Raw genomic sequence first — 23,821 nt, 5'->3', positions numbered from 1 at the left:
CACGGGGTGCCGCGGCTGCGCCTGATCACCAACTACTTCACCCGCATGCGTTTCTGCAAGGCCGACGGCACGCTCGATCTGGAAGCGAAGGAAGGCGCCGACAGCGCCCCCGCCGGCTACTCGCCTTGGTTTAGCCACGCCAATCGCAAGACCCGCAACGTCAAGCTGATCTTTGGTCACTGGGCTGCGCTGGAGGGTCAATGCGACGAGCCGAACGTCTTCGCGCTGGACACCGGCTGCGTCTGGGGCTACGCCATGACCTTGATGAACCTCGACAGCGGCGAAATGCACCGCTGCGAATGTGAACACGGGAAACCCGCATGACCGACTTCAAACGCATCCCACCGGAAGAGGCGCAGACCATGCGCAGCAGCGGCGCCGTAATCGTGGACATCCGCGATCCGCACAGCTATGCCAACGGCCACATCAGCGGCTCGCTGCATCTGGACAACCACTCGCTGCCGGATTTCATTGCCGCCGCCGATCTCGACCAGCCGCTGATCGTCACCTGCTATCACGGCCACTCCAGCCAGAGCGCAGCGGCCTATCTGGTCAATCAGGGCTTTTCGGACGTCTACAGCCTCGACGGCGGCTTCGAACTCTGGCGCCACACCTATCCGGCCGATGTCGAGCGCGGCGAAGAACAAGCGTAAAAATTTATTTCCCCCCGATAGCCCGCCATCCGCGGGCTAGGCGCTATCAACAGCCGAACGGCAGCGCCTAAATTCCCTCCCCGCCCTTGATCTTGCCGAATCCGAACTATCCTTGAGTTCAGGCCATCCAAATAAACGAAGCCGGGAAACGGCTGACGGATTTCAGGGTTTCGACCATTAGGTGTTCGGGGGAACTCCACTGGCCGCCACTTCGGCCGGGCCCAGAGTGCCTGATGACGCGCCTATTCGTGCATCGATCGAGGTGAAGTCATGAGCATTTTCAGCCACTTCCAACAACGTTTCGAAGCGACCCGCCAGGAGGAGTATTCCCTCCAGGAATATCTCGATCTGTGCAAGGCGGACCCAGGTACCTATGCCAGCGCCGCCGAGCGCCTGCTGATGGCGATCGGCGAGCCCGAACTGGTCGACACATCGGTCGACTCGCGACTGTCGCGCATCTTCTCCAACAAGGTGATCCGCCGTTATCCGGCATTCGAGGATTTCCATGGCATGGAGGAGTGCATCGACCAGATCGTTTCCTACTTCCGTCACGCCGCGCAGGGGCTGGAAGAGAAGAAGCAGATCCTCTATCTCCTCGGTCCGGTGGGCGGGGGTAAATCGTCGCTTGCCGAGAAGCTCAAGCAGCTGATGGAGCATGTGCCCTTCTACGCAATCAAGGACTCGCCAGTGTTCGAGTCGCCATTGGGGCTGTTCAACCCAATCGAAGATGCGCAGATCCTCGAGGAGGACTACGGCATTCCTCGGCGCTACCTGAACTCGATCATGTCGCCCTGGGCCACCAAGCGCCTGCAGGAGTTCGGCGGCGACATATCCAAATTCCGCGTGGTCAAGCTGTACCCGTCGATCCTCAACCAGATCGCGGTTGCCAAGACCGAACCGGGCGACGAGAACAACCAGGACATCTCCTCGCTGGTGGGCAAGGTCGATATCCGCAAACTGGAGGAGTTTCCACAGAACGATGCGGACGCCTACAGTTATTCGGGTGCGTTGTGCCGGGCCAACCAGGGTCTGATGGAATTCGTCGAGATGTTCAAGGCACCGATCAAGGTGCTACACCCGCTGCTGACCGCCACCCAGGAAGGCAACTACAACAGCACCGAAGGCCTCGGCGCGATTCCTTACAGCGGCATCCTGCTGGCCCACTCCAACGAGTCGGAATGGCACAGCTTCCGCAACAACAAGAACAACGAAGCCTTCATCGACCGTATTTACATCGTCAAGGTGCCCTACTGCCTGCGGGTCAGTGACGAGATCAAGATCTACGACAAGCTGCTGACCAACAGCTCGCTGGCCCATGCTCATTGCGCGCCGGACACCCTGAAGATGCTCGCGCAGTTCTCCGTGCTGTCCCGCCTGAAGGAGCCGGAAAATTCCAACATCTACTCGAAGATGCGCGTGTATGACGGCGAAAATCTCAAAGACACCGACCCGAAAGCCAAGTCGATTCAGGAATACCGCGACACCGCCGGCGTCGACGAAGGCATGAACGGTCTCTCCACTCGTTTCGCCTTCAAGATCCTGTCCAAGGTCTTCAACTTCGACCCGCACGAGATCGCGGCGAACCCGGTGCACCTGCTCTACGTGCTGGAGCAGCAGATCGAGCAGGAACAGTTCCCGGCCGAGATGCGCGAGCGCTACCTGCGCTTTATCAAGGAGTACCTGGCGCCTCGCTACATCGAGTTCATCGGCAAGGAGATCCAGACTGCCTACCTCGAGTCCTACAGCGAGTACGGGCAGAACATCTTCGACCGCTACGTGCTGTATGCGGATTTCTGGATTCAGGATCAGGAATACCGCGATCCGGAAACCGGCGAGATCCTTAATCGCGTTGCGCTCAACGAGGAGCTGGAGAAGATCGAGAAGCCGGCCGGCATCAGCAATCCGAAGGACTTCCGCAACGAGATCGTCAACTTCGTGCTGCGCGCGCGGGCCAACAACAATGGCAAGAATCCGTCGTGGCTGTCCTACGAGAAGCTGCGCGTGGTGATCGAGAAGAAGATGTTCTCCAACACCGAGGACCTGCTGCCAGTCATCAGCTTCAACGCCAAGGCGAGCAAGGAAGACCAGAAGAAGCACAACGATTTCGTCGTGCGCATGGTCGAGCGTGGCTACACCGAGAAGCAGGTTCGCCTGCTGTCCGAATGGTATCTGCGGGTGCGTAAATCGCAGTAAGTGGCTGGAAGCCTGAAGCTGGAAGCACCGCGGCACGCTTCCAGCTTCAGGCCTATGGTTTCAGCCAAGCCCGGAGGGCCTATGAGCTACGTGATCGATCGTCGCCTGAATGGCAAGAACAAGAGCACGGTGAACCGCCAGCGTTTCCTGCAGCGGTACCGTGGGCATATCAAGAAGGCGGTGGAGGAAGCCGTCGGCCGGCGCTCCATCACCGACATGGAACATGGCGAGCAGATCAGCATTCCCGGCCGCGACATCGATGAGCCGGTGCTGCACCACGGCCGCGGCGGCCGCCAGACCATCGTCCATCCGGGCAACAAGGAGTTCGTTGCCGGCGAACGCATCCCCAGACCGCAGGGCGGCGGCGGTGGCCAGGGCGCCGGCCAGGCCAGCAATAGCGGCGACGGCATGGACGACTTCGTCTTCCAGATCACCCAGGAAGAATTCCTCGATTTCATGTTCGAGGACCTCGAACTGCCCAATCTGGTCAAGCGTCACCTGACCGGCACCGATACTTTCAAAACCGTGCGGGCCGGCATCAGTAACGAGGGCAACCCGTCGCGCATCAACATCGTGCGCACGCTGCGCTCGGCCCATGCCAGACGCATTGCGCTATCTGGCAGCAGCCGTGCACAACTGCGCACACTGAAGGCAGAGCTGGAGCGACTGCGTCTTGAGGAGCCGAACAACTTCGGCGACATCAAGGCCACCGAGGAGGAGATCGAAAGGCTGAAGGCGCGCATCAAACGCGTGCCATTCCTCGACACCTTCGATCTGAAATACAACCTGCTGGTCAAGCATCCTAACCCCAGCTCCAAGGCGGTGATGTTCTGCCTGATGGACGTTTCCGGCTCCATGACTCAGGCCACCAAGGACATCGCCAAGCGCTTCTTCATCCTGCTGTACCTTTTCCTCAAGCGGAACTACGACAAGATCGATGTGGTGTTCATCCGTCACCACACCAGCGCCAAGGAAGTCGACGAGGAAGAGTTCTTCTACTCGCGGGAGACCGGCGGCACCATCGTTTCCAGCGCCCTGAAGATGATGCAGGAGATCATGGCCGAGCGTTACCCGGCCAACGAGTGGAACATCTACGCCGCGCAGGCTTCCGACGGCGACAACTGGAACGACGACTCGCCGCTCTGCCGCGACATCCTGATCAACCAGATCATGCCGTTCGTGCAGTACTTCACCTACGTTGAAATCACCCCGCGCGAGCACCAGGCGCTCTGGTACGAGTACAACCAGGTCGCCGAAGCCTTTTCCGATGCGTTCGCCCAACAGCAGTTGGTCAGCGCCGGGGACATCTACCCAGTGTTCCGCGAACTCTTCCAGCGGCGCATGACCAGCTGAGGTGTGCAGCATGAAGCGACAGCCCATTTCCACCGGCTCGGAATGGACCTTCGACCTGATTCGGCAGTACGACCGCGAGATCGGCCGCATCGCCGAGCGCTACGCGCTGGACACCTACCCGAACCAGATCGAGGTGATCACCGCCGAGCAGATGATGGACGCCTACGCCTCGGTTGGCATGCCGCTGGGTTACCACCACTGGTCATACGGCAAGCAGTTCCTGCACACCGAGAAACACTACAAGCGCGGGCAGATGGGTCTGGCCTACGAGATCGTCATCAATTCCGATCCCTGCATCGCCTACCTGATGGAAGAGAACACCATGTGCATGCAGGCACTGGTGATCGCCCACGCCAGCTACGGGCACAACAGCTTCTTCAAGGGCAACTACCTGTTCCGCACCTGGACCGACGCCAGCTCGATCATCGATTACCTGGTGTTCGCCAAGCAGTACATCATGCAGTGCGAGGAGCGTCACGGCATCGATGCGGTGGAAGACCTGCTCGACTCCTGCCACGCACTGATGAACTACGGTGTCGACCGCTACAAGCGTCCCTACCCCATCTCTGCGGAAGAAGAGCGCCGACGCCAGAAGGATCGCGAGGAGCATCTGCAACGGCAGATCAACGACCTCTGGCGCACCATTCCCAAGGGCACGGACAAGGGCGATGGGTTGGCGGACAGTCAGCGTTTCCCGGCAGAGCCGCAGGAAAACATCCTCTATTTCATCGAGAAGCACGCCCCGCTGCTGGAGCCATGGCAGCGCGAGGTGGTGCGTATCGTGCGCAAGATCGCGCAGTACTTCTATCCACAGCGCCAGACCCAGGTGATGAACGAAGGCTGGGCGACATTCTGGCACTACACCCTGCTAAACGATCTGTATGACGAGGGCCTGGTCACCGACGGCTTCATGATGGAGTTTCTGCAGTCGCATACCAGCGTGATCTACCAGCCAGGCTTCGACAGCCCGTACTACAGCGGCATCAACCCCTACACCCTGGGCTTCGCCATGTACCAGGACATCCGCCGGATTTGCGAGCACCCCACCGAGGAGGACAAGCGCTGGTTCCCGGAGATCGCCGGCAGCGACTGGCTGACCACCGTCAAGTTCGCCATGAACAACTTCAAGGACGAGAGCTTTATCCTGCAGTTCCTTTCGCCGAAGGTGATCCGCGATCTCAAGCTGTTCAGCATCCTTGACGATGACCGCAAGGACGAGCTGCTGGTCCCGGCGATCCACGATGAAAGTGGTTACCACACCATTCGCGAACTGCTCGCCGCGCAATACAACCTCGGCAACCGCGAGCCCAACGTCCAGGTATGGAACGTCGACCGTCGCGGCGATCGCTCGCTGACCTTGCGTCACATGCAGCACGACCGCAAGCCATTGGGCGGGTCCACCGATGAGGTGCTCAAGCATCTGCATCGGCTGTGGGGCTTCGATGTGCACCTGCAGTCGATGCAGGACGACAAGCTGGTCAATACCCATCACATGCCACCAAGACCCAGCAGCGAGGCAGAGACCGACAACCGTTTTCCCGGCATGAACTTCGCCTGACAGTGGGCCGCGGCCCACCTCCGCGACCCTTCTTTAACCCGCCACGCTGTAGCCTCAGCGCCGATATCCTTTATCCTCCGCGCCAACGGAGGTGGACATGCAGATCTATAAAGTCGGCGGCGCGGTGCGCGACCGTCTGTTGGGGCGCCCGGTGACCGAGGTCGATTGGCTGGTGGTCGGTGCCACGCCGGAAGAAATGCAGGCCAGCGGCTTCCGCCCGGTCGGTGCGGACTTCCCGGTTTTCCTGCACCCGCAGACCGGCGAGGAATACGCCCTGGCACGCACCGAGCGCAAAAGCGGTCGTGGCTATGGGGGGTTTACCTTCCATGCCAGCCCCGACGTCACCCTCGAAGAAGACCTGCAGCGCCGCGATCTCACCATCAATGCCATCGCCGAAGATGACCAGGGCCAGCTGATCGATCCATACGGCGGACAGCGCGACCTGCAGGCACGGCTATTGCGCCACGTTTCCCCCGCTTTCGCCGAAGATCCGTTGCGTGTTCTGCGCGTGGCGCGCTTCGCCGCACGCTATGCCGAACTGGGTTTCCGTATCGCCGAAGAGACGCTTGAGCTGATGCGTCAGCTGGCACGCTCCGGCGAGTTGTCGGCGCTGACGGCGGAGCGCAGCTGGAAAGAAATTTCGCGTGCGCTGATGGAGCCGCGGCCGGATGTGTTCATTCAGGTGCTGCAGGACTGTGACGCGCTGGCCGAGCTGTTTCCGGAACTGACCGCCACCTTCGCCAAGGGCAATGCTGCCGGTGGGCACCTGCTTGGCACGCTTCGGCAGTGCGCCGAACATACCCAGCCACTGCCGGTACGCTGGGCCTGCCTGCTACTTGGCTGTACAACGTCGGCCGATAGCCAGCAACCACGTCTGGCCGCCATCGATACACTCAACCAGCGCTGCAAGGCGCCGAGGGATTGCCAAGAGCTGGCGATGCTGCTCGGCAGGTATCAGGATGACGCGTTCAACGCCAAGAAACTGCATGCCGATGCACTGCTCGACATGCTGCAGCATTTCGACATCTACCGGCGGCCGGAGCGCTTCGAGCAGTTCGTCGCGGCTTGTGAAATGCACGCCCTGGCAGGCGCGCCCGGCGAGTTGCTCTTCGAAGCCGATTATCTGCATGGCGCGGCCAGCGCGGCCCATGCCGTGCCGGTCAAACCGCTGCTGGATCAAGGATTCAAAGGTGCCGAGCTGGGCAAAGCGCTCGGTGCTGCGCGCCTCGATGCCCTGAGCATCTACTGCCGGGAATATTCGCAGTAAGGCGATTCAGGCGCGCTGTGGAGGATGGTTGCGGATCAGATCGGCAGGCGTAAGCTCGCTGCCGCGCCACTGAAACGGCACCGGCCAGAGCTGCTGGTCGATGGATGACTGCGCCCACAGATCGGCAAAGGCCTCGCCTGCAGCGGGATGTTTGACGGTCGGCGCCAATAACGCCAGCGGCCAGAGCACGAAGGCGTTCTTCAAGATCTCCGCACGCGGCAGCAGCAAGCCATGGAAGTTGCCGACCAGCTCGCCATACAGCAGCACATCTATATCCAGCGGCAACCCCTTGCGATCCGGCGCGTAACGGCCGTTGTCCGCCTCGATGAACTTGAGCCGGCGGTCCAGTTCCGTCAGCGGCAGGTCGGTGTAGCCGGCGACCACCAGGTTGTAGAAGTTGTCGCCCCTATAGCCCACCGCCAGGCTCTCGAACACTGGCGAGCAACGCATATCCTGCAGCAGCTCGGCCAGCGCATCGAGCCCGGCATGCAGGCGCTCGATGCGCTGCACATTGCTGCCCAGGCCGAGCATGACGGGGGTCAGCGACATCCGCGTTCGATCTCCACGCCCAGCGCACGGGCACGCGCATTGACGCCTGGCTTGGTGACCCGCAGGCGCAGCCAGACGATGCCGAACTCGCTCATCAACTTTTGCGCCAGACGCTCGGCGAAGGTTTCGACCAGCTCGAAGCGCGCCGCGCAGGCGAACTGATCGATGGCCGCAGCGACCTTGGCATAGTCCAGCGCCTTGTCCAGCTCATCATTCTCGGCGGCGGGACGGATGTCCCAGCCCAGCGTCAGGTCGAGCTGCAGGCACTGGCGAATCCCGCGCTCCCAGTCGTAGGCGCCGATTACCGTATCCACTTCCAGGCCTTCGATGAAGACTGTATCCACGCAACGTTCTCCTGCGGCACGACAAGCTCGAAACGCGCCGTTAGACTCAGAGGCTCCCTGCCCCGGATGGATTCCATGTTCTGGCTGCTGACCTTGCTCGCGTACCTGATCGGCTCGCTGTCATTCGCCATACTGCTTAGCCGTCTGGCCGGAATGCCCGACCCGCGCGCCGGTGGCTCCGGCAATCCCGGCGCCACCAATATGCTTCGTCTGGCAGGCAAGCGACTGGCGATCTGCACGCTGTTCGGCGATCTGCTCAAGGGCCTGCTGCCCGTACTGCTGGCCGCCTCGCTGGACATGTCCGTCCAGCAACAGGCCTGGATCGGTCTGGCAGCGGTCTGCGGCCATCTCTATCCGTTGTATTTTCGCTTCCGTGGCGGCAAGGGTGTCGCCACCGCCGCCGGCACCCTGCTCGCGCTCTACCCGCCGGCCGCACTGCTGGCCATAGTCGCCTGGCTGCTGGTATTCCGCCTGACCCGGACCAGCTCGCTGGCTGCCCTTATCGCCCTGCCGCTATGCCTGCCACTGCTGGCCTGGCAGCAACCCGGCGCGCTGTTGCCGATGAGCCTGCTCGCCACACTGATCGTCTGGCGCCATCGCAGCAACATGCGCGACCTGTTCGCCGGCCGGGAACGGCATTTCTGACCGCTCTGACGCTCATCAGATCGCCGGCAGTGTGTCCATCGACCAACGCGGCTGTACGGTGATCGCCGGACCATCATGCTGCCCGGCGAGCAAGCGCTGACAGCCAGCGTAAGCGATCATCGCACCGTTGTCGGTGCAGAAACGTGGCCGCGCATAGAAGACCTGACCCTTGAACTCACCGAGCATCCGCTCCAGCGACTGGCGCAGAGACTGATTGGCGCTGACCCCGCCGGCGATGACCAGCGACTTCAGGCCCGTCTGCCTAAGGGCTCGGCGACACTTGATGGTCAGCGTCTCGACCACAGCCTGCTGGAACGCCAGCGCGATGTCGCAGCGGGTCTGACCGGATTCGTCGCCCGCGCTGCGGCACTGCTGCCAGGTATTGAGGGTAAAGGTCTTCAGGCCGCTGAAACTGAAATCCAGACCGGGCCGATCAGTCATCGGCCGCGGAAAGACGAAGCGTCCCGGAGCGCCCTGCTCGGCCAGACGGGCGATTTCCGGCCCGCCGGGATAACGCAGGCCCATCAGCTTTGCGGTCTTGTCGAAGGCCTCGCCAGCGGCATCGTCCACCGATTCGCCGAGCAGCTCGTACCGGCCAATGCCATCCACGCGAACAAGCTGCGTATGGCCACCCGACACCAGCAAGGCGACGAACGGAAATTGCGGCGGCTGCGCTTCGAGCATCGGCGCCAGCAGGTGACCTTCCATATGGTGCACGCCGACAGCCGGCACGCCCCAGGCCAACGCCAGCGCCTGGGCGCAGGAGGCCCCAACCAGCAGCGCACCGACCAGTCCGGGACCGGCCGTATAGGCCACCGCATCGATCTGGCCGGCCTCGCGGCCCGCCTCCTCCAGCACCTGGCGAATCAGCGGCAGCATGCGTTTCACGTGATCGCGCGAGGCGAGCTCAGGCACCACGCCGCCATAGACGCGATGCAGGTCGATCTGGCTGAATAGCGCGTCGGCCAGCAGGCCCTGTTCGCTGTCGTAAAGCGCGACACCAGTCTCGTCGCAGGACGTTTCCAACCCCAGCACCAGCATGGGTTCAACCTTTCCGGAGGGCGAATGAAGCCGTGCATATTAATCGTCGGGCCGTCCGACCGACCAGCGCTTTTCGATCAGGGGCTTTGCATTCCGCAATTGGAGCGGGTAACATCCGCAACCCTTAAAACCAGCGTGCTTGCGAGTCATTGCCGAAGCGCGTTGCCACCGGTAATCAAGTGAAGGTAAGTCCTGGATGCCCGCTGTCAAAGTTAAAGAGAATGAACCCTTCGACGTAGCACTGCGTCGCTTCAAGCGTTCCTGCGAAAAAGCAGGCGTTCTGGCCGAACTCCGCTCGCGCGAGTTCTACGAGAAGCCGACTTCCGAGCGCAAGCGCAAGGCTGCCGCTGCAGTCAAGCGTCACGCCAAGAAAGTGCAGCGCGAGCAGCGCCGCAGCGTCCGCCTGTACTAATCCAGTACAGCTGACGTCGCATCAAGCCCGGCTCAGGCCGGGCTTTGCATTGCATGCTTACTCCGCTTCGCCAGCCGGCGAAAGGCCGGAGTTTTTTCATTTCCGGCTCATGCAATGCGAGCGTAATCTGATACCTCTATGGCCGGCCTGATCCCCCAATCCTTCATCGACGACCTGCTCAACCGCTCCGACATCGTCGAGGTGGTCGGCTCGCGCATCCAACTGAAAAAGGCCGGCAAGAACTACAGCGCCCTCTGCCCTTTTCACAAGGAAAAGACACCCTCGTTCAGCGTCAGTCCGGACAAGCAGTTCTACTATTGCTTCGGCTGCGGCGCTGGCGGCAATGCGCTGGGCTTCGTCATGGACCACGACCAGCTGGACTTCCCCCAGGCAGTCGAGGAACTGGCCAAGCACGCGGGAATGGAAGTCCCCCACGAGGAAAGCGGCCGCAAACACAAGCCACGCCAGCCGGTCGATTCGCCGCTCTACCCACTGCTGGCTGCCGCCGCCGATTACTACCGCCAAGCCCTGAAAAGCCACGCGACCCGTAAGTCGGCCGTGGAGTACCTCAAGGGCCGCGGCCTGTCCGGCGTGATTGCCCGGGATTTCGGATTGGGCTTCGCCCCGCCCGGCTGGGACAACCTGATGAAGCATCTCGGCGGCGATGCGCTGCAACAGAAAGCGCTGATCGACGCCGGCCTGCTGATCGAGAACGCCGAGAACGGCAAACGCTACGACCGCTTCCGCGATCGCGTGATGTTCCCCATCCGCGACAGCCGCGGCCGCGTCATCGCCTTCGGCGGTCGCGTTCTGGGCGACGACAAGCCCAAGTACCTGAATTCGCCGGAAACCCCGGTATTCCACAAGGGCCAGGAACTCTACGGCCTTTACGAAGCGCGGCAGGCCAACCGAGATCTCGACGAGATCATGGTGGTCGAGGGCTACATGGATGTCATTGCACTGGCCCAGCAAGGCTTGCGCAACGCCGTGGCCACCCTTGGTACGGCAACCAGCGAAGAGCACCTCAAGCGCCTGTTCCGCATCGTACCCAGCGTCCTGTTTTGCTTCGATGGCGACGCGGCCGGACGCAAAGCCGCCTGGCGAGCACTGGAAGCAACGCTACCGAACCTGCAGGATGGCCGCCGCGCACGCTTCCTGTTCCTGCCCGACGGAGAGGACCCGGACACACTGGTCCGCGCCGAGGGCACCGATGCCTTTCGCGCGCGCATTCAGCAGCACTCACAGCCACTGGCCGATTACTTCTTCCAGCAACTGAGCGACGAAGCCGATCCACGCTCATTGGAAGGCAAGGCCCACTTGGCCACCCTGGCAGCGCCGCTTATCGAAAAGATTCCCGGTGCAAACCTGCGCGCATTGATGCGCCAGCGTCTCACCGAGATCACTGGCCTGAACGGGGAAGCACTGCAGCATATGGCAGCAGCGCCAACTACCGCACCCAGCAACAACTCAGCCGAGTACGACGACGCCGCTTATTACGACACGGGCTCGCACTACGCCGAGACCGACTACTTCCAGCCTCCCGAAGCGCCCAAGCCACAACGCGGCGAAAAAAAGGAATGGAAGAAAGACTGGAAAAAATCCGGACAGCGACCAGACTTCAAACCTCGCGGTCCGCGTACGCCAGCTACCGTCGAGCCACCGACCCTGACCACGCTGCGGACGCTGCTGCACCATCCGGAGCTAGCACAGAAGGTCGAGGACGTCAGCCATTTCGCCGCAGAAGACGACACATACGCACAATTGCTCGTTGCTCTGCTTGGCACGCTGCAGAAGAACCCGAAGCTGCGCAGCCTGCAGCTGATCGCCCGCTGGCATGGAACCGACCAAGGGCGACTTTTACGCGCACTTGCAGAGAAAGAATGGCTGATCTCGGCCGATAACCTTGAACAGCAGTTTTTCGACACCATTAATAGCCTTGCCGCCCGACAGCGGGAACGCCGACTCGAAAGCCTGCTGCGTAAGGCTCGCCAAGGTGAACTCAGCGCAGAGGAAAAAGACCAACTGCGTAACCTGCTGAGCCGTAATGCAATACCCGCTACACCGACCTCAACTGGCGTCTGAGGTCCTAGCTCGGCTATAATGCTCAGCTTGTTTTCAGCCCGCCAGAACCTTCAGTGGATAGGGTTATATGTCCGGAAAAGCGCAACAGCAGTCCCGCCTCAAAGAGTTGATCCAGCGTGGCCGTGAGCAGGGTTACCTGACTTACGCAGAGGTCAACGACCACCTACCGGAGGATATTTCCGATCCGGAACAGGTGGAAGACATCATTCGCATGATCAATGACATGGGTATCAATGTATTCGAGGTTGCCCCGGATGCCGATGCCCTGTTGCTGGCCGAAGCCGATACCGATGAAGCCGCTGCCGAAGAGGCCGCTGCCGCACTCGCTGCGGTCGAGACCGACATCGGCCGAACCACCGATCCCGTTCGCATGTACATGCGTGAAATGGGCACGGTCGAACTGCTGACCCGCGAAGGCGAGATCGAAATCGCCAAACGCATCGAGGAAGGCATTCGCGAAGTGATGAGCGCCATCGCTCACTTCCCCGGCACCGTCGACAGCATTCTCGCCGACTATGAGCGAGTGACGACCGAAGGTGGCCGCCTGTCCGACATCCTCAGCGGTTACATCGACCCTGACGACGACGGCGCTGCTGGTCCTCAGGAGGTCGAGCCGGAAACTCCGCAGACCACCGCGAAGCCGGCGGCCGACGACAAGGATGATGAGGAAGAGGACGATTCCGACAGCGAAGAGGAAGAAGGCGATGGCGGCCCCGACCCCGAGGTCGCGCGTATGCGTTTCGGCGCAGTCGCCGAACAGCTGGAGAAAGCCAAGAAGGCGCTGAAGAAGCACGGCCGCGCCAGCCAGCAGGCCGTCGAGGAGCTCGAAGCACTCGCCATCCTGTTCATGCCGATCAAGCTCGTACCCAAGCAGTACGACGCACTGGTCGAGCGCGTTCGCAACGCCCTGAGCCAGATCCGCGCTCAGGAACGCGCCATCATGCAGCTGTGCGTGCGTGACGCCCGCATGCCGCGCGCCGACTTCCTGCGTCAGTTCCCGAACAACGAGACCAATCTCGACTGGGCCGAGCAGCTGGCTTCCGGCAAAGGCAAGTACGCCGAAGCCATCGGCAACCGCAAGGAAGACATCGTTCGCTGCCAGCAGAAGCTGATCGAGCTGGAACAGGAATGCGACCTGGTCATCGCTGACATCAAGGACATCAACCGTCGCATGTCCATCGGCGAGGCCAAAGCCCGCCGTGCGAAGAAAGAGATGGTTGAAGCCAACCTGCGCCTGGTCATCTCGATCGCGAAGAAGTACACCAACCGCGGCCTGCAGTTCCTCGATCTGATCCAGGAAGGCAACATCGGCCTTATGAAGGCGGTGGACAAGTTCGAATACCGCCGCGGCTACAAGTTCTCGACCTACGCCACCTGGTGGATTCGCCAGGCGATCACTCGTTCCATTGCCGACCAGGCGCGGACCATCCGTATCCCGGTTCACATGATCGAGACGATCAACAAGCTCAACCGCATCTCCCGTCAGATGCTGCAGGAAATGGGTCGCGAACCCACACCTGAAGAGCTGGGCGAACGCATGGAAATGCCCGAGGACAAGATCCGCAAGGTACTGAAGATCGCCAAAGAGCCGATCTCCATGGAAACGCCAATCGGTGACGATGAAGACTCACACCTGGGCGACTTCATCGAAGACTCGGCCATGCAGTCGCCAATTGACGTAGCCACTGTGGAAAGCCTCAAGGAAGCCACTCGCGAAGTGCTCTCCGGCCTCACGGCTCGTGAAGCCAAGGTACTGCGCATGCGCTTCGGCATCGACATGAACACCGACCACACCCTTGAGGAAGTCGGCAAGCAGTTCGATGTCACCCGCGAGCGAATCCGTCAGATCGAAGCCAAGGCGCTGCGCAAGCTGCGCCACCCGACGAGAAGCGAGCATCTGCGCTCCTTCCTCGACGAGTAAGACCAGAACCCCCGGCATGCCGGGGGTTCTTTTTTCTGCCGTATGCCTCGGAGCAGCTAGCTTCGATTGGCGCAGCCGCCATACCGTCGGTATAATCCGCCGGCCTTCTGGGGGCCTATAGCTCAGTTGGTTAGAGCAGAGGACTCATAATCCTTTGGTCCACGGTTCTTATGTGGTACGCACATTGGTGTGGCATATAGAACCAGTTTTTGATAGCTTCATGTTGCGTCATTGGGCCTCTAGCTCATGTTGGTTAGAGCAGCGGACTTAGCAGCTCAGTACCTAACCCTGTTGGCAGGGTACTGAACAAATGGGTTGCCTTGGGGTAAGTTGACTCTGCCCTTTGGTAGAATCGCTCAAATTCGGGGAAGCCTCTGCGTAAGCGTGGTGATCCCGAGCCAAGCCTCGCAAGAGGAAGGTGTAGAGACTGTACGGGCGAGCCGTAAAGGCAAGAGACAGTCCAGACCACAAACCTGAAAGGGGCAGCGAAAGCTGTAGCTGGTAAGCATAATCCGTTGGTGCCCGGTTCGACTCCGGGGGGGCCCACCATTCCCAAAAGCCAGACCGCCAGGTCTGGCTTTTTTCGTTACTGCTCCGCACAAACACCTCTCAACCAAGACTGGCTGTGATGTGGGCGCCAAGGCCGCTGCGAACCGCATTCACTCCCAGCAAAAACGGCGAATCCAAGAGACCCCAGCCTCCTCGGCGCACAAATGGGCACGACCGAAAATACCGTTTCTGAAGATTTCTGTTGACACCATTAGCACCACACTCGATGCTGAAACAGTGTGGTACTTGGAAGTGGCGCTTATGAAAAATTTCATGCTGGTCGATGCGCCGCTCACAAGTGAAGCGAACTACCTCCTGCTCCACCTTGACCCAAGCGTAGCCGATGAGGATCGGGAATTCAGACCGTTCACCCACTACACGATGTGGCTTGCACGTAGGAGCTATGCGCCAAACACTGCAAAGCTATACGCCGAGCACGTTGGTCGCTTCATCGATTACGTGTACGAGGCTTCGAAAACCCGGTTTCCAAAAGATGTCGAAATCACCATTGAGACCATCATCTATAGCTATCAGGCTTTCCTGCTGTTCGGCAAAGGCGCCACAAATCCTATAGCGCGCAAGCTGGCTGAAAGTCTCGGAAAAGAAAAGCTCACGAGCCATAACTCACTCTCGCAGACCATAGAGGCATCAATCCGTTGGTTTCTTCAAGTGACGGCAACGACTCACCACAAGCTTCCCGACCAGTTATTCAGCTCGTTCTATCTGAATCGCACCGAATATCGATGCCAATTTGAAGTTTCCGCCCATAAAGCAAACTCCTGGCTAGCCGCTGTCATTCGTGACGCTCTTAACTCCACCCTGCCAAAGCACAAGAAAGACAAGCTGTTTCCTCAGGCAAAACGTAGGGACAGAAAAAACGATAAGCCAGCGCACAAGACCACTGCTTACCCCATCGAACTATCCGTCAACTTGGTCAGACAGGCGAAGCCTTTAAGGTCGAAAACCTTTTATAGAGATATGACATTCTTCGCCTTACTCGCCGCAACCGGCGCCCGTACAAGTGAGGCCCTTCAGGTCAGAATGCCTGATATCGACAGCGATAAACATGCAGTTTTCCTTCGTGATCCGTTTGCTAGGAATACGCCCGGAATTACCGAGGAAGAGTACAAGCTTCTTTCATGGAAAGGCCGCGAAACGGAAATCACCTTCATGATTGAGCCATTCGCTGGCATATTCTGGGAGAACCTTGAGAAGTATCTAAACTTTGAATACAACTCAAGCGTTAATCATGACTTCGTATTTCAGAACTCTAACGGGAGGCCTTTCTTCGCTAGCGACAGAAGCAGCCGAGACAAAACCTTCAAAAAGTACGCAAAGAAATCGGGCCTACTAGATGTTGGCGGCATTAGCCCGCACTCGCTTAGGCACATGTATGGAACTTACACACTTAACTACATGCCCGTTCCAGGACAAAGTGCCCCTGGCTTTCCAATCACGTACGTGAAGATCCTGATGGGCCACACAAGCGTAACTTCGACAATGAAGTACGCTAAACACGATACCGACATCATTGATGCTTACCTTCAGCATGCGAACCAATACGTAACACAGCGGGGAGAAGATTCCATTAGAACCATCCGCGAGGAATTTCACGCCAGACAACTTCGAGCATTAAAGCAAGAAGCATCTCGAATCAAGGCGCTCGATAATGATTAACCTCACCAGAGAAATACTTATCATCCAGTCTGGAGATACTTTAGAGAATTCAATCAAACTCGCGATAAGCAAGGCCAAGGAATGCGTAAGCAAAGAGCTCTATAAGTCAAATTATATCTCCCCTAGAAAAGTAACAAGCTCATCACGAAATGAATACTATAACGCCTCAATCGTAAGGTTTTTTGAGGATCACCTGAATTCTAGCAACGCACCTTGCTATAACGAATCCTGGGTGAACAACGCATATTCATGTACAAAAAAAACACCTGAAGCCAGCGTTGCAAGAAAGGTCATTACCAAGACCGCTCATGACTGGCTCAATAATTCGTCCCTACAACGCCTGACTAAGGACTGCTTGTTGATTCTGCATTTTCTTTGGCAAGAAAAAGCAGTTTTGCTTCCAGCGGACACGAAAAAACCAGTAGTCGCAAACGATGAAAAAAACTATAACCACTTTGAGTTTGCAGCGCCATATTACTCAGAAGTTATGGCTCTTGTTAGCGCGCCATTTTCACCTCATAACTATGAGAACATACCAGACATTACCACCGTTATGAAACCCACAGCCATAAAGAACTTTGAATGGTATGCATGGCGCATGATCCGATGCACTGACTGGCATAGAATCGAAGACGTTAACCCTGACGAAATATCATCCTTTGCAGAGCACATAACACTAGTGCGAAGAAAAGAAAAGGATTGGTTCGAGTATCCCATTTCGCCAATTGCGTTTTGGCGATACCTCCAACTACTGTACCCAGACAGATGCAGTCAAAGCACAGTACATACACCTATTAGAAATACCAACAAGGCAACCCTCAAGACGCTAATATCCGGAGAATTTGGGTACCCTGATGAGCACAGCAAGATTGTCAGAGCCTGGCTAAAATATCAAGAAAGGTTTGTCCAACTACAAAAGTCGCGGGGCATAAAAACATATCAATCCTACACCAAAAGCTTTACAAGCCTTAATACGTACTTATTCGGCAAACTACCAGCCCTCGAAATTACACCTCCTTACCCAAAACAGTTCAACCGAAAACATATGGAGGGAGACGAGCATGAGGGATTTCTTAGCCAACTACGCGAAGGTAGAACAAACGCAAGCATACAAAACATTCTGTACAAGATCGACGCGTTTTTCGATTACCTCGCTTCAAACTCTAGTGCAGACGAAGATCTGGCCGGATTCGTCAACCCAATATCAGAAATCGACTATCCAATTGTCAAACGAAAATCCAGTTCAAACAAAGCCGCTTTCCAATCTGAGCACTTTCCATACCTATTACAATATTGCTATGCAATCGAATCCTTCGGCACTTACCTAGCCGATAAAGTTTATGACGAGCAGATAAACCTTTATGCTAGTAAATACCGAGTGGAGACAGACTCCAAGAATTGGAACGATGCTCAGAAAGTCATACAGACCGAACTATTTGGATATGTACCGATTGTTTTCTTTCGGAACCCACTATTCAATCCATTGAAACCCAAGTCTAAGAAGAATTGCCCAGTAAATTACGAAGCACTGCACCTCCTGCCAAGGTTCACGCTGCCAATCATTGAGAATACTGTAAAAAGAAAGGGTGCATGGGTGTTTTACCCGCAACTTACATATATCCGACACAACATTGTTGCACTTGAAACAGGCATTCGAAGTATCCACATACGCTGGCTGGAAAAGCGTACCTATGACGTACATATAGATCGCTCAAAACCGCTACCGCCAATTTGCCAGTTGCGCATTAATACAGACAAGGTCAACAACTCTTGGGATGCAACCGTATCAAAAGATGTTATTGAACTTCTAGATCGTCAGAAAAATATGCTCACATGGTTTAACGATCCCGCTTTAAATGAAGAGGCCTGGTATGACTACCACCAGGACAGTCCATTCGGAAGGATAGTTTCCATATTCCCAAAGGGCGGAGAGCCTGGAGTACTAAACTCAGAGTCATACGCAAAATATTTCAAAAGATTGATTTACTCATTTGATTTATTCTGCCGATACCAATTAGGGATTGAGTCTACGAATGCGATGCCTGAGGCATTGGGCGATCTAGAGACAGTTGATAATCCCCGCGACTACTTAAAAGCATTAAAGCTTGTCGAAGATGCATGCAAACTGATCGAACATACTCCTCACTCCTGCCGGGTATCAGTAGTATCTGAATACATCAGGATCTTGCCCCCACACATTATTGGCGCATACATCACCGGCCATGCCACCGAAGAGCATGTGATGTATTACGCTAAAGTCGATCCCGCGTACTTGAAGACAGCATCTCAGCATCAGAAGGTAAGCGTTGAGCAGAATTGGCTCCTTGACCGCCCTGGCATGTCTACTATCAAGGCTGAAGACGTTACTTCTAAGCTGCAACAAGCATTTCGCCGAAACAAAGAAATGTCTTTGGTTGATTTTGGCGCGATCTCATTCGACCGCGAAACCAAGGATGAAGTGCAGTCGGGCATAATCATTGCGAGGCAGCGCTCCATTGATTCGCTAGCCTTCATGCCAACCCACATCTGCCCATTTGGTAACCAGTGCCCAGCGGACGTAGTCAATGATCTGGGTGCCATACCAGGATTGAGTACGCCCTGCGGTGGCTGCTACTACTCAATCAAGACTGTCGACCACCTACCTAGGATTCACGGACACATCCGCGTGCTGACTGACGAGTGTAGTGAACTGGAAAGCCACATAAACGAGGCCAAAAAGAATGGCGCCTCGCCCGAAAGCCTGGTACAGAAAGCCAACCGCCGTAAATTCCTGGCGTCAGAGATCACATCTTGGAGTATTACTGCTCACTGTCTTGAGCAAATGTACAAAGAGATCAAAACACGTCTTAGCTTTCTGGTTGAAAAGCCTGAAGTCGTATCGGAGCACCTGGAACGCATAGAACTGGAAGACCACACCCTTTCCAACCTTATTGCGCGGATTGCGGAAGCCAAGTCACATGCAGAGTATTTCACACCACAATTGAAGCAGCAGGTTCTGGTTGCCAGGAACAAACTACTGGCCTTCACCGGAGATTTTAACCGCATGCTGCAAGATGCCCCGACTGGTTTCACATTGATCGACGAATTCAGGGGCTTGATCCGATCTGCCTGTGAAGTCCTCGGGCTCTCTCTTTGCGAACTTAGTGATGCAATGAACAAGCCTATGGCCCTTGATCGTCCGAATCCGATTCTGAGGCTAGCATCGGCCCCCAGGGGCACCTCAGCATGAGCAAGGGTGCTAAGCCTGGACAAAATCGCTTTGCAGGCGCCCAAAAACGACATCGGGATTACAGGATCAAACGAATCAAAGAGGAGGTGATTCCTAAACTGAAATCCTTCGTTGGTAAAACTTCATTCAGTGGGGCAACCCCATTCTCTAGATTCTGTGCCGAACTTTACAACAGTGACCTTCCTGTCAATGAAAGGAAAATAGGTTATAGAACCATTATACAAAGCACTGAATACTGGTCACTGATCGGGCCGATCTATTACAAAAACTGGGACTCATCTACAAACATGGAGTCCAAGAAAGACAAGCTTGTAGGGAAGCTTGCTACGCAGCGAGCAGGCCGACTGCAAACTGATTTAGAAAGGCTTAAAAAGGAAGTACTTGCCCTTCAAGCAGCACTCCGTTCGCATGGAGCCTCACTAACCAGCCAACCTGACTCAATACTTAGCGATCAGGACTTCATGACCAGGTTCGACAAAACTTGTCGCGTGCTAAAACTGGTGCTAGACGCTAGCGAAGGTATGTTTACAGTTGATACCGATACGACAAAGATTAGTTGTGCGTATAACGACCTTGAGCCCTTGGAAGGACTTGCACCAAAAGAGCTTATCGAACCCTTTGTACTTTGGCTGAAAGATAAAGAGAAAGACCATGGCGCCAAGTAATCAGAAGAACTCACCATTCGGGCGGTACAGAGAATATGTCTTACACTTAGAGCAAGCTGGGAGAAAATTCCCTGTAAATCAATTCGGGGATGTAAATTTCAGTAGGATTGCAAATGAGTGTGGTAATCGCCGGCAATGGTTCTCTGAGAGCGCCAACAAGATTTTTACTGAACGCGGGGAAACTCTTGAGAGGATCATCCAAGCTGATATCCGGCGCATCGGCAGTGAATTCGTTACACCAAAAGACCCAGAGTCGGCTCTCATAGACTTGGCTGATTCGAAAGGACGTGAAGCCTCCATATTGCGAAGCCTGCTCGATCAGAAATCGAAGGAGAACGATTTGCTTCGTCAGCAAGTAGAAAGATTGACGGTCGAAATCAGGGCTTTGCAGGGAAGTGTCAGCGAGCTCAGCAGCAGGCAAGAGATGATGCTGGACTCAGGCAGGGTGTTCACTTTGTGAGCGTTCTGTCAGGCGTAATTCAGGTGACGTCTGTTAAACCCGGCAGCTTCGGGGGGGCCATCTTTTCCGGTAGGATCATCGGCGAGAATCGGATCTATACTTGCAAAGCAAACTACAAGTTGATCACGCGCGCCCCTCAACCGGGTGAATGTTGGAAAATTGAGGGGGTCATAGTCGGGCATGACCAGTTCACCAACTACGTGCAAGTGAACAAATGCCACATCGTAAATCTCCCTGCCGCTGCCTACCTAGAGCGTCTCCTCGTCAAGCACCCGACGTTTCGGGGATTCTCATTCGGTAAAGCCAAGGTCACGAAACTTTTAAGAACATTTTCAGCCGAAAACTTGGCTCAGATACTCAATTCTGGAAAAGTCACCCATCTTGCGGAAGTCATTAATCCTGACTTGGCCAAGAACATTGTTAACGCTTGGCTCACACTCACAAATGAAATTGCTACCATTGAATTTCTTATGCGGCACGACTTTCACCCTGATTTGGCTAAAAGCATTATCAGAATTTGCAAGTCCAATACTGTCGAGCGCCTTCAGCAAAACCCTTACAGCCTAATTTCGTTCCATGGCCTGCACGAAAACCTCTGGAAAACTATCGAAGCCGCCGCCTTAAAACTAGGCATTGCACGCGATGATCCAAGGCGACTGGCCGGAATTGTTGAGCACCTTCTTCTCAGCCGTCTCGATCATGGGCACACAGCTTGTCCCCTAGATGAAGTTCGAGCTTGGATTTCGGCCTACCTTCAAACGAGCGATCTCACGGAGAGAGCCATAGCGTGCGCTCTAGAACGACGCGCCATTTGCGTCAATAAGCTGAACGGGGTAACTCTGGTGCAGCCCTTAGGCGCAGCCATCATCGAGAGCCAACTGGAGCAACGTTTCAAAGAGCTTTTGGCAACACCGCGCGCCCTCTTGCACAGATCTAACAGCGAGGTAGCTGAATCCATTCATGATTATTGCAAACTGCATAAGAAGGTTCATGGCTATAGCTTCGCCGATCAGCAGAAGCAGGCAATAGAAATGGCTTTAACAAGCCGAGTCAGCACCCTGACCGGATTTGCCGGCACGGGCAAAACGACTGTCCTCAAGGCGATTGTCGATATCACCACGGCATACCGCACGGTCTATGTATTGGCGTTGAGTGGAAAAGCCAAAGAAAGAGCAAGGGAGGCAACTGGGCAGGAGGCCTACACAATTCATACCTTCTTGGCCAAAGTTAACGACGAACACTCACAGATTTCTACTGGTGGGGATCCGCTCGTGATCGTAGATGAAGCCAGCATGGTTGATATCGCGCTAATGTTGAAGCTGCTGAACGCCTTTAGAAAAAAGGCGTTCTCGCTACTACTCGTAGGTGACTCAGGCCAATTATCGCCGGTCGGTTTTGGGATTTGCTTTCATATCTTAGCGAAGTCGCCGCTGGTTCCCTCAACGCATTTGACCCAGGTACACCGGTCAGTTGCCGGCAGCTTGCTACAACAAGTAGCAATGAACGTTCGCACCGGAACCCTGCCAGATCTTCCCATATGGCAAGATGAAAACGATGGCGTATATCTGGTTCCCTGCTCCAATAAAGCCGACCTGTTGAGGGAACTGTCGAGGATTAAACGAATGCTCCCTCAGTCTCAGATCCTGACACCTCATATTTCCAAGCGTATGCCCGATTCAGCCCACCTTATCAATAACAGCTTGCAAGCAGACCGACAGAACTCATTCGAAACGCCAGGAATCTGGATGGGGAAATACTGGCTACGAGTTGGTGACCCTGTGATCATCACACAGAACAGCTACGAACACAGCTTGTTCAACGGTAATACCGGACTCATGTCAGACTTAGTGAACATCGATGGTCAATCTAGTGGTGTTTTCTCTTTCAATGGCGAGACCTTCACTCTCTCACGGGCAGATTTGTTCTTACTCGGGGTGAAGCTTGCCTATGCGATATCCATTCACAAATCGCAGGGAAGCGAATACCAAGCGTCTGTCATCTGCTCTCTTACCCGCAGCGAGTTCGTCGAGCGCAGCATGTTCTACACCGCGCTTACTCGATCCAAGCGCCTGAGTTTGATTCTGAGCACACAAGAGATAATTCAGCAGTGCGTGGCACGTCCAAATCGCAGCGACATGCTTTGTGTAGGCTTCTCGCTCTGAAGTGTTAGTGCTTCGCCGTTTGCAGTGCTAAGCCAGGTCGCTCCACGGCAGAGTCAATCCTCACGCATGAATTTCTCATAAGAGTGAGCGTGATAAGAACAAAGCCCACCATTGTCTTGGTCTTCTTGCCCCAGACGCTCCTCACACATCTCGCATTCCGTGTATTCGAGTTCAGCGGCACACCACAGGCAGGACTGCTCATAGATGAGGAACGCTCCACGGCCGCATTGATTGCAGCCCTCAAGGCTGGCCTCGCCTCCGTCACGCGGGTCGTAACTATGGGCGTTCTCCAGCGCGCCGACCATGAGCGGGGCAACCAAGTCTGTGTATCCACAGGCGATACAGGTAGCCTTAAAACGGTCATCGTTGCGTTCAACACTATCACCTGCGTCCAGGTTTTCTTGCGCAGGCGCTAGTAAAGTTGAACCGCATTCCGGGCACTTAGACTCTTTCAGCCAAGGCTCCATGCCTTCTGGTACGTAAGCCTCAGACCAAGCCTCTTCGCATCGTTTTGTGGTGTCTACAAAGAAGTTGTGATGCAAAAGCATGAGCTGCCACGCGTCCCCGAGGATTGCTGCTGGTGACTCCCCCAGCTCCGTCTGAATGAAATCCCGTAGCACCGGGAACAGCTCCGCTACGAATTCGGCTACCTCACCTAGCGTGTGAGCGGGATGGAGATGCTCAAGATGGTTGCGGCACGCCTGCAGTTTTTCGATCACATCCCAATCAACATCTATCTCAAAAGCTTCAAAACGCTTTTGGATCGTTCCCACATCGATTGTGGTGGGCTTGAACTTGCCCACCGGCACCCATGCGATACCCCCTTCGCCATCTGAATGAGGCAAAACCTCCGGTGGATTGAAGATTAGAGCCGCAGCATTAGCGGGGTCATCGACACACGTAGCAATTTTGTACTTGAATAGGAGCAGTACGCCTGCGAAGAGATTTCGGATTGCCGAGAGCGCCCGCGCAGGATCGCCCCCTGGATGTCTGCAGCGCTCGAAGTCTGAACCGCCCCGGGTATCGCGGAGGCTATTGTGTTTGGGTCAGGCTGCCACTGG

18 protein-coding genes and 1 pseudogene are annotated in these 23,821 nt (G+C 56.2%); 15 read left to right on the top strand and 4 right to left on the bottom strand.

Annotated features, from left to right (window positions below; genetic code table 11):
• The 6 genes and pseudogenes from RT582_RS20980 to RT582_RS20955 all read left to right on the top strand — a co-directional run.
• Nucleotides 1–324: pseudogene (locus tag RT582_RS20980) on the top strand (diadenosine tetraphosphatase); the annotation flags it as partial.
• Nucleotides 321–653: a thiosulfate sulfurtransferase GlpE gene (glpE, locus tag RT582_RS20975; RefSeq protein WP_014821683.1), complete on the top strand. Its 333-nt coding sequence runs from the start codon at nt 321–323 to the stop codon at nt 651–653. The pseudogene RT582_RS20980 and the gene glpE, both read left to right, overlap by 4 nt.
• A 270-nt stretch (nt 654–923) precedes the next feature.
• Complete coding sequence (locus RT582_RS20970; RefSeq protein WP_014821684.1) at nt 924–2,846, top strand: PrkA family serine protein kinase; 1,923 nt, start codon at nt 924–926, stop codon at nt 2,844–2,846.
• An 81-nt stretch (nt 2,847–2,927) separates the two neighbouring features.
• Nucleotides 2,928–4,199, top strand: a complete 1,272-nt coding sequence (locus RT582_RS20965) for a YeaH/YhbH family protein (protein ID WP_014821685.1) — start codon at nt 2,928–2,930, stop codon at nt 4,197–4,199.
• A gap of 10 nt (nt 4,200–4,209) precedes the next feature.
• Nucleotides 4,210–5,757 (top strand): SpoVR family protein, encoded by a 1,548-nt coding sequence (locus RT582_RS20960; protein WP_014821686.1) that lies wholly within the window; start codon nt 4,210–4,212, stop codon nt 5,755–5,757.
• A gap of 97 nt (nt 5,758–5,854) precedes the next feature.
• Nucleotides 5,855–7,024, top strand: coding sequence for a multifunctional CCA addition/repair protein (locus RT582_RS20955; RefSeq protein ID WP_014821687.1), 1,170 nt, complete (start codon nt 5,855–5,857; stop codon nt 7,022–7,024).
• Nucleotides 7,025–7,030: 6 nt separating this feature from the next.
• Here the strand turns inward: RT582_RS20955 and folK are convergent, their stop codons facing one another.
• Together folK and folB are read right to left on the bottom strand one after the other, a co-directional pair.
• Nucleotides 7,031–7,573, bottom strand: a complete 543-nt coding sequence (gene folK, locus RT582_RS20950) for a 2-amino-4-hydroxy-6-hydroxymethyldihydropteridine diphosphokinase (protein WP_014821688.1) — start codon at nt 7,571–7,573, stop codon at nt 7,031–7,033.
• The gene (gene folB / locus RT582_RS20945) at nt 7,564–7,917 is read right to left on the bottom strand and encodes a dihydroneopterin aldolase (protein WP_014821689.1); all 354 of its coding nucleotides are present in this window, start codon (nt 7,915–7,917) and stop codon (nt 7,564–7,566) included. The genes folK and folB overlap by 10 nt, the downstream gene beginning before the upstream one ends.
• A 75-nt stretch (nt 7,918–7,992) precedes the next feature.
• Between folB and plsY the strand changes: the two genes are divergently transcribed.
• On the top strand, nt 7,993–8,562 hold the full coding sequence (plsY, locus tag RT582_RS20940; protein WP_014821690.1) for a glycerol-3-phosphate 1-O-acyltransferase PlsY: 570 nt from the start codon (nt 7,993–7,995) through the stop codon (nt 8,560–8,562).
• A 15-nt stretch (nt 8,563–8,577) separates the two neighbouring features.
• Here the strand turns inward: plsY and tsaD are convergent, their stop codons facing one another.
• Nucleotides 8,578–9,603, bottom strand: coding sequence for a tRNA (adenosine(37)-N6)-threonylcarbamoyltransferase complex transferase subunit TsaD (tsaD, locus tag RT582_RS20935; protein ID WP_014821691.1), 1,026 nt, complete (start codon nt 9,601–9,603; stop codon nt 8,578–8,580).
• 196 nt (nt 9,604–9,799) lie between these two features.
• On the opposite strand from tsaD, the gene rpsU reads away from it, so the two are divergent.
• From rpsU to RT582_RS20895, 8 genes are all read left to right on the top strand, one after another.
• Nucleotides 9,800–10,015, top strand: coding sequence for a 30S ribosomal protein S21 (gene rpsU / locus RT582_RS20930; RefSeq protein WP_313479789.1), 216 nt, complete (start codon nt 9,800–9,802; stop codon nt 10,013–10,015).
• Nucleotides 10,016–10,153: 138 nt separating this feature from the next.
• A complete protein-coding gene (gene dnaG / locus RT582_RS20925; protein WP_014821692.1) occupies nt 10,154–12,097 on the top strand; it encodes a DNA primase in 1,944 nt (647 codons plus the stop codon).
• 67 nt (nt 12,098–12,164) lie between these two features.
• On the top strand, nt 12,165–14,018 hold the full coding sequence (gene rpoD / locus RT582_RS20920; protein WP_014821693.1) for an RNA polymerase sigma factor RpoD: 1,854 nt from the start codon (nt 12,165–12,167) through the stop codon (nt 14,016–14,018).
• Nucleotides 14,019–14,648: 630 nt separating this feature from the next.
• On the top strand, nt 14,649–16,244 hold the full coding sequence (locus RT582_RS20915; protein WP_256365786.1) for a tyrosine-type recombinase/integrase: 1,596 nt from the start codon (nt 14,649–14,651) through the stop codon (nt 16,242–16,244).
• Nucleotides 16,237–19,473, top strand: a complete 3,237-nt coding sequence (locus RT582_RS20910) for a hypothetical protein (RefSeq protein WP_152480806.1) — start codon at nt 16,237–16,239, stop codon at nt 19,471–19,473. Before RT582_RS20915 ends, RT582_RS20910 begins: the two co-directional genes overlap by 8 nt.
• Complete coding sequence (locus RT582_RS20905; RefSeq protein ID WP_152480805.1) at nt 19,470–20,138, top strand: hypothetical protein; 669 nt, start codon at nt 19,470–19,472, stop codon at nt 20,136–20,138. The genes RT582_RS20910 and RT582_RS20905 overlap by 4 nt, the downstream gene beginning before the upstream one ends.
• Nucleotides 20,125–20,598, top strand: a complete 474-nt coding sequence (locus RT582_RS20900; RefSeq protein WP_042928085.1) for a hypothetical protein — start codon at nt 20,125–20,127, stop codon at nt 20,596–20,598. Before RT582_RS20905 ends, RT582_RS20900 begins: the two co-directional genes overlap by 14 nt.
• Nucleotides 20,595–22,760 (top strand): AAA family ATPase, encoded by a 2,166-nt coding sequence (locus RT582_RS20895; RefSeq protein WP_152480804.1) that lies wholly within the window; start codon nt 20,595–20,597, stop codon nt 22,758–22,760. Before RT582_RS20900 ends, RT582_RS20895 begins: the two co-directional genes overlap by 4 nt.
• Nucleotides 22,761–22,813: 53 nt before the next feature.
• On the opposite strand, the gene RT582_RS20890 is transcribed toward RT582_RS20895, so the two are convergent.
• Nucleotides 22,814–23,563, bottom strand: a complete 750-nt coding sequence (locus RT582_RS20890; protein WP_313479779.1) for a hypothetical protein — start codon at nt 23,561–23,563, stop codon at nt 22,814–22,816.
• Between the last annotated feature and the right edge of the window lie 258 nt (nt 23,564–23,821).

The sequence above is a fragment of the Stutzerimonas kunmingensis genome (assembly GCF_032106285.1).
Taxonomy (GTDB): Bacteria; Pseudomonadota; Gammaproteobacteria; order Pseudomonadales; family Pseudomonadaceae; genus Stutzerimonas; species Stutzerimonas kunmingensis_B.
This window is presented reverse-complemented; position numbering and strand designations above follow the sequence as displayed.

What these genes read in the sequence shown, in the direction of transcription:
- glpE (WP_014821683.1), top strand. Translation starts at nt 321, where the DNA reads ATGACCGACTTCAAACGCATCCCACCGGAAGAGGCGCAGACCATGCGC.
- RT582_RS20970 (WP_014821684.1), top strand. Translation starts at nt 924, where the DNA reads ATGAGCATTTTCAGCCACTTCCAACAACGTTTCGAAGCGACCCGCCAG.
- RT582_RS20965 (WP_014821685.1), top strand. Translation starts at nt 2,928, where the DNA reads ATGAGCTACGTGATCGATCGTCGCCTGAATGGCAAGAACAAGAGCACG.
- RT582_RS20960 (WP_014821686.1), top strand. Translation starts at nt 4,210, where the DNA reads ATGAAGCGACAGCCCATTTCCACCGGCTCGGAATGGACCTTCGACCTG.
- RT582_RS20955 (WP_014821687.1), top strand. Translation starts at nt 5,855, where the DNA reads ATGCAGATCTATAAAGTCGGCGGCGCGGTGCGCGACCGTCTGTTGGGG.
- folK (WP_014821688.1), bottom strand. Translation starts at nt 7,573, where the DNA reads ATGTCGCTGACCCCCGTCATGCTCGGCCTGGGCAGCAATGTGCAGCGC.
- plsY (WP_014821690.1), top strand. Translation starts at nt 7,993, where the DNA reads ATGTTCTGGCTGCTGACCTTGCTCGCGTACCTGATCGGCTCGCTGTCA.
- tsaD (WP_014821691.1), bottom strand. Translation starts at nt 9,603, where the DNA reads ATGCTGGTGCTGGGGTTGGAAACGTCCTGCGACGAGACTGGTGTCGCG.
- rpsU (WP_313479789.1), top strand. Translation starts at nt 9,800, where the DNA reads ATGCCCGCTGTCAAAGTTAAAGAGAATGAACCCTTCGACGTAGCACTG.
- dnaG (WP_014821692.1), top strand. Translation starts at nt 10,154, where the DNA reads ATGGCCGGCCTGATCCCCCAATCCTTCATCGACGACCTGCTCAACCGC.
- rpoD (WP_014821693.1), top strand. Translation starts at nt 12,165, where the DNA reads ATGTCCGGAAAAGCGCAACAGCAGTCCCGCCTCAAAGAGTTGATCCAG.
- RT582_RS20910 (WP_152480806.1), top strand. Translation starts at nt 16,237, where the DNA reads ATGATTAACCTCACCAGAGAAATACTTATCATCCAGTCTGGAGATACT.
- RT582_RS20905 (WP_152480805.1), top strand. Translation starts at nt 19,470, where the DNA reads ATGAGCAAGGGTGCTAAGCCTGGACAAAATCGCTTTGCAGGCGCCCAA.
- RT582_RS20900 (WP_042928085.1), top strand. Translation starts at nt 20,125, where the DNA reads ATGGCGCCAAGTAATCAGAAGAACTCACCATTCGGGCGGTACAGAGAA.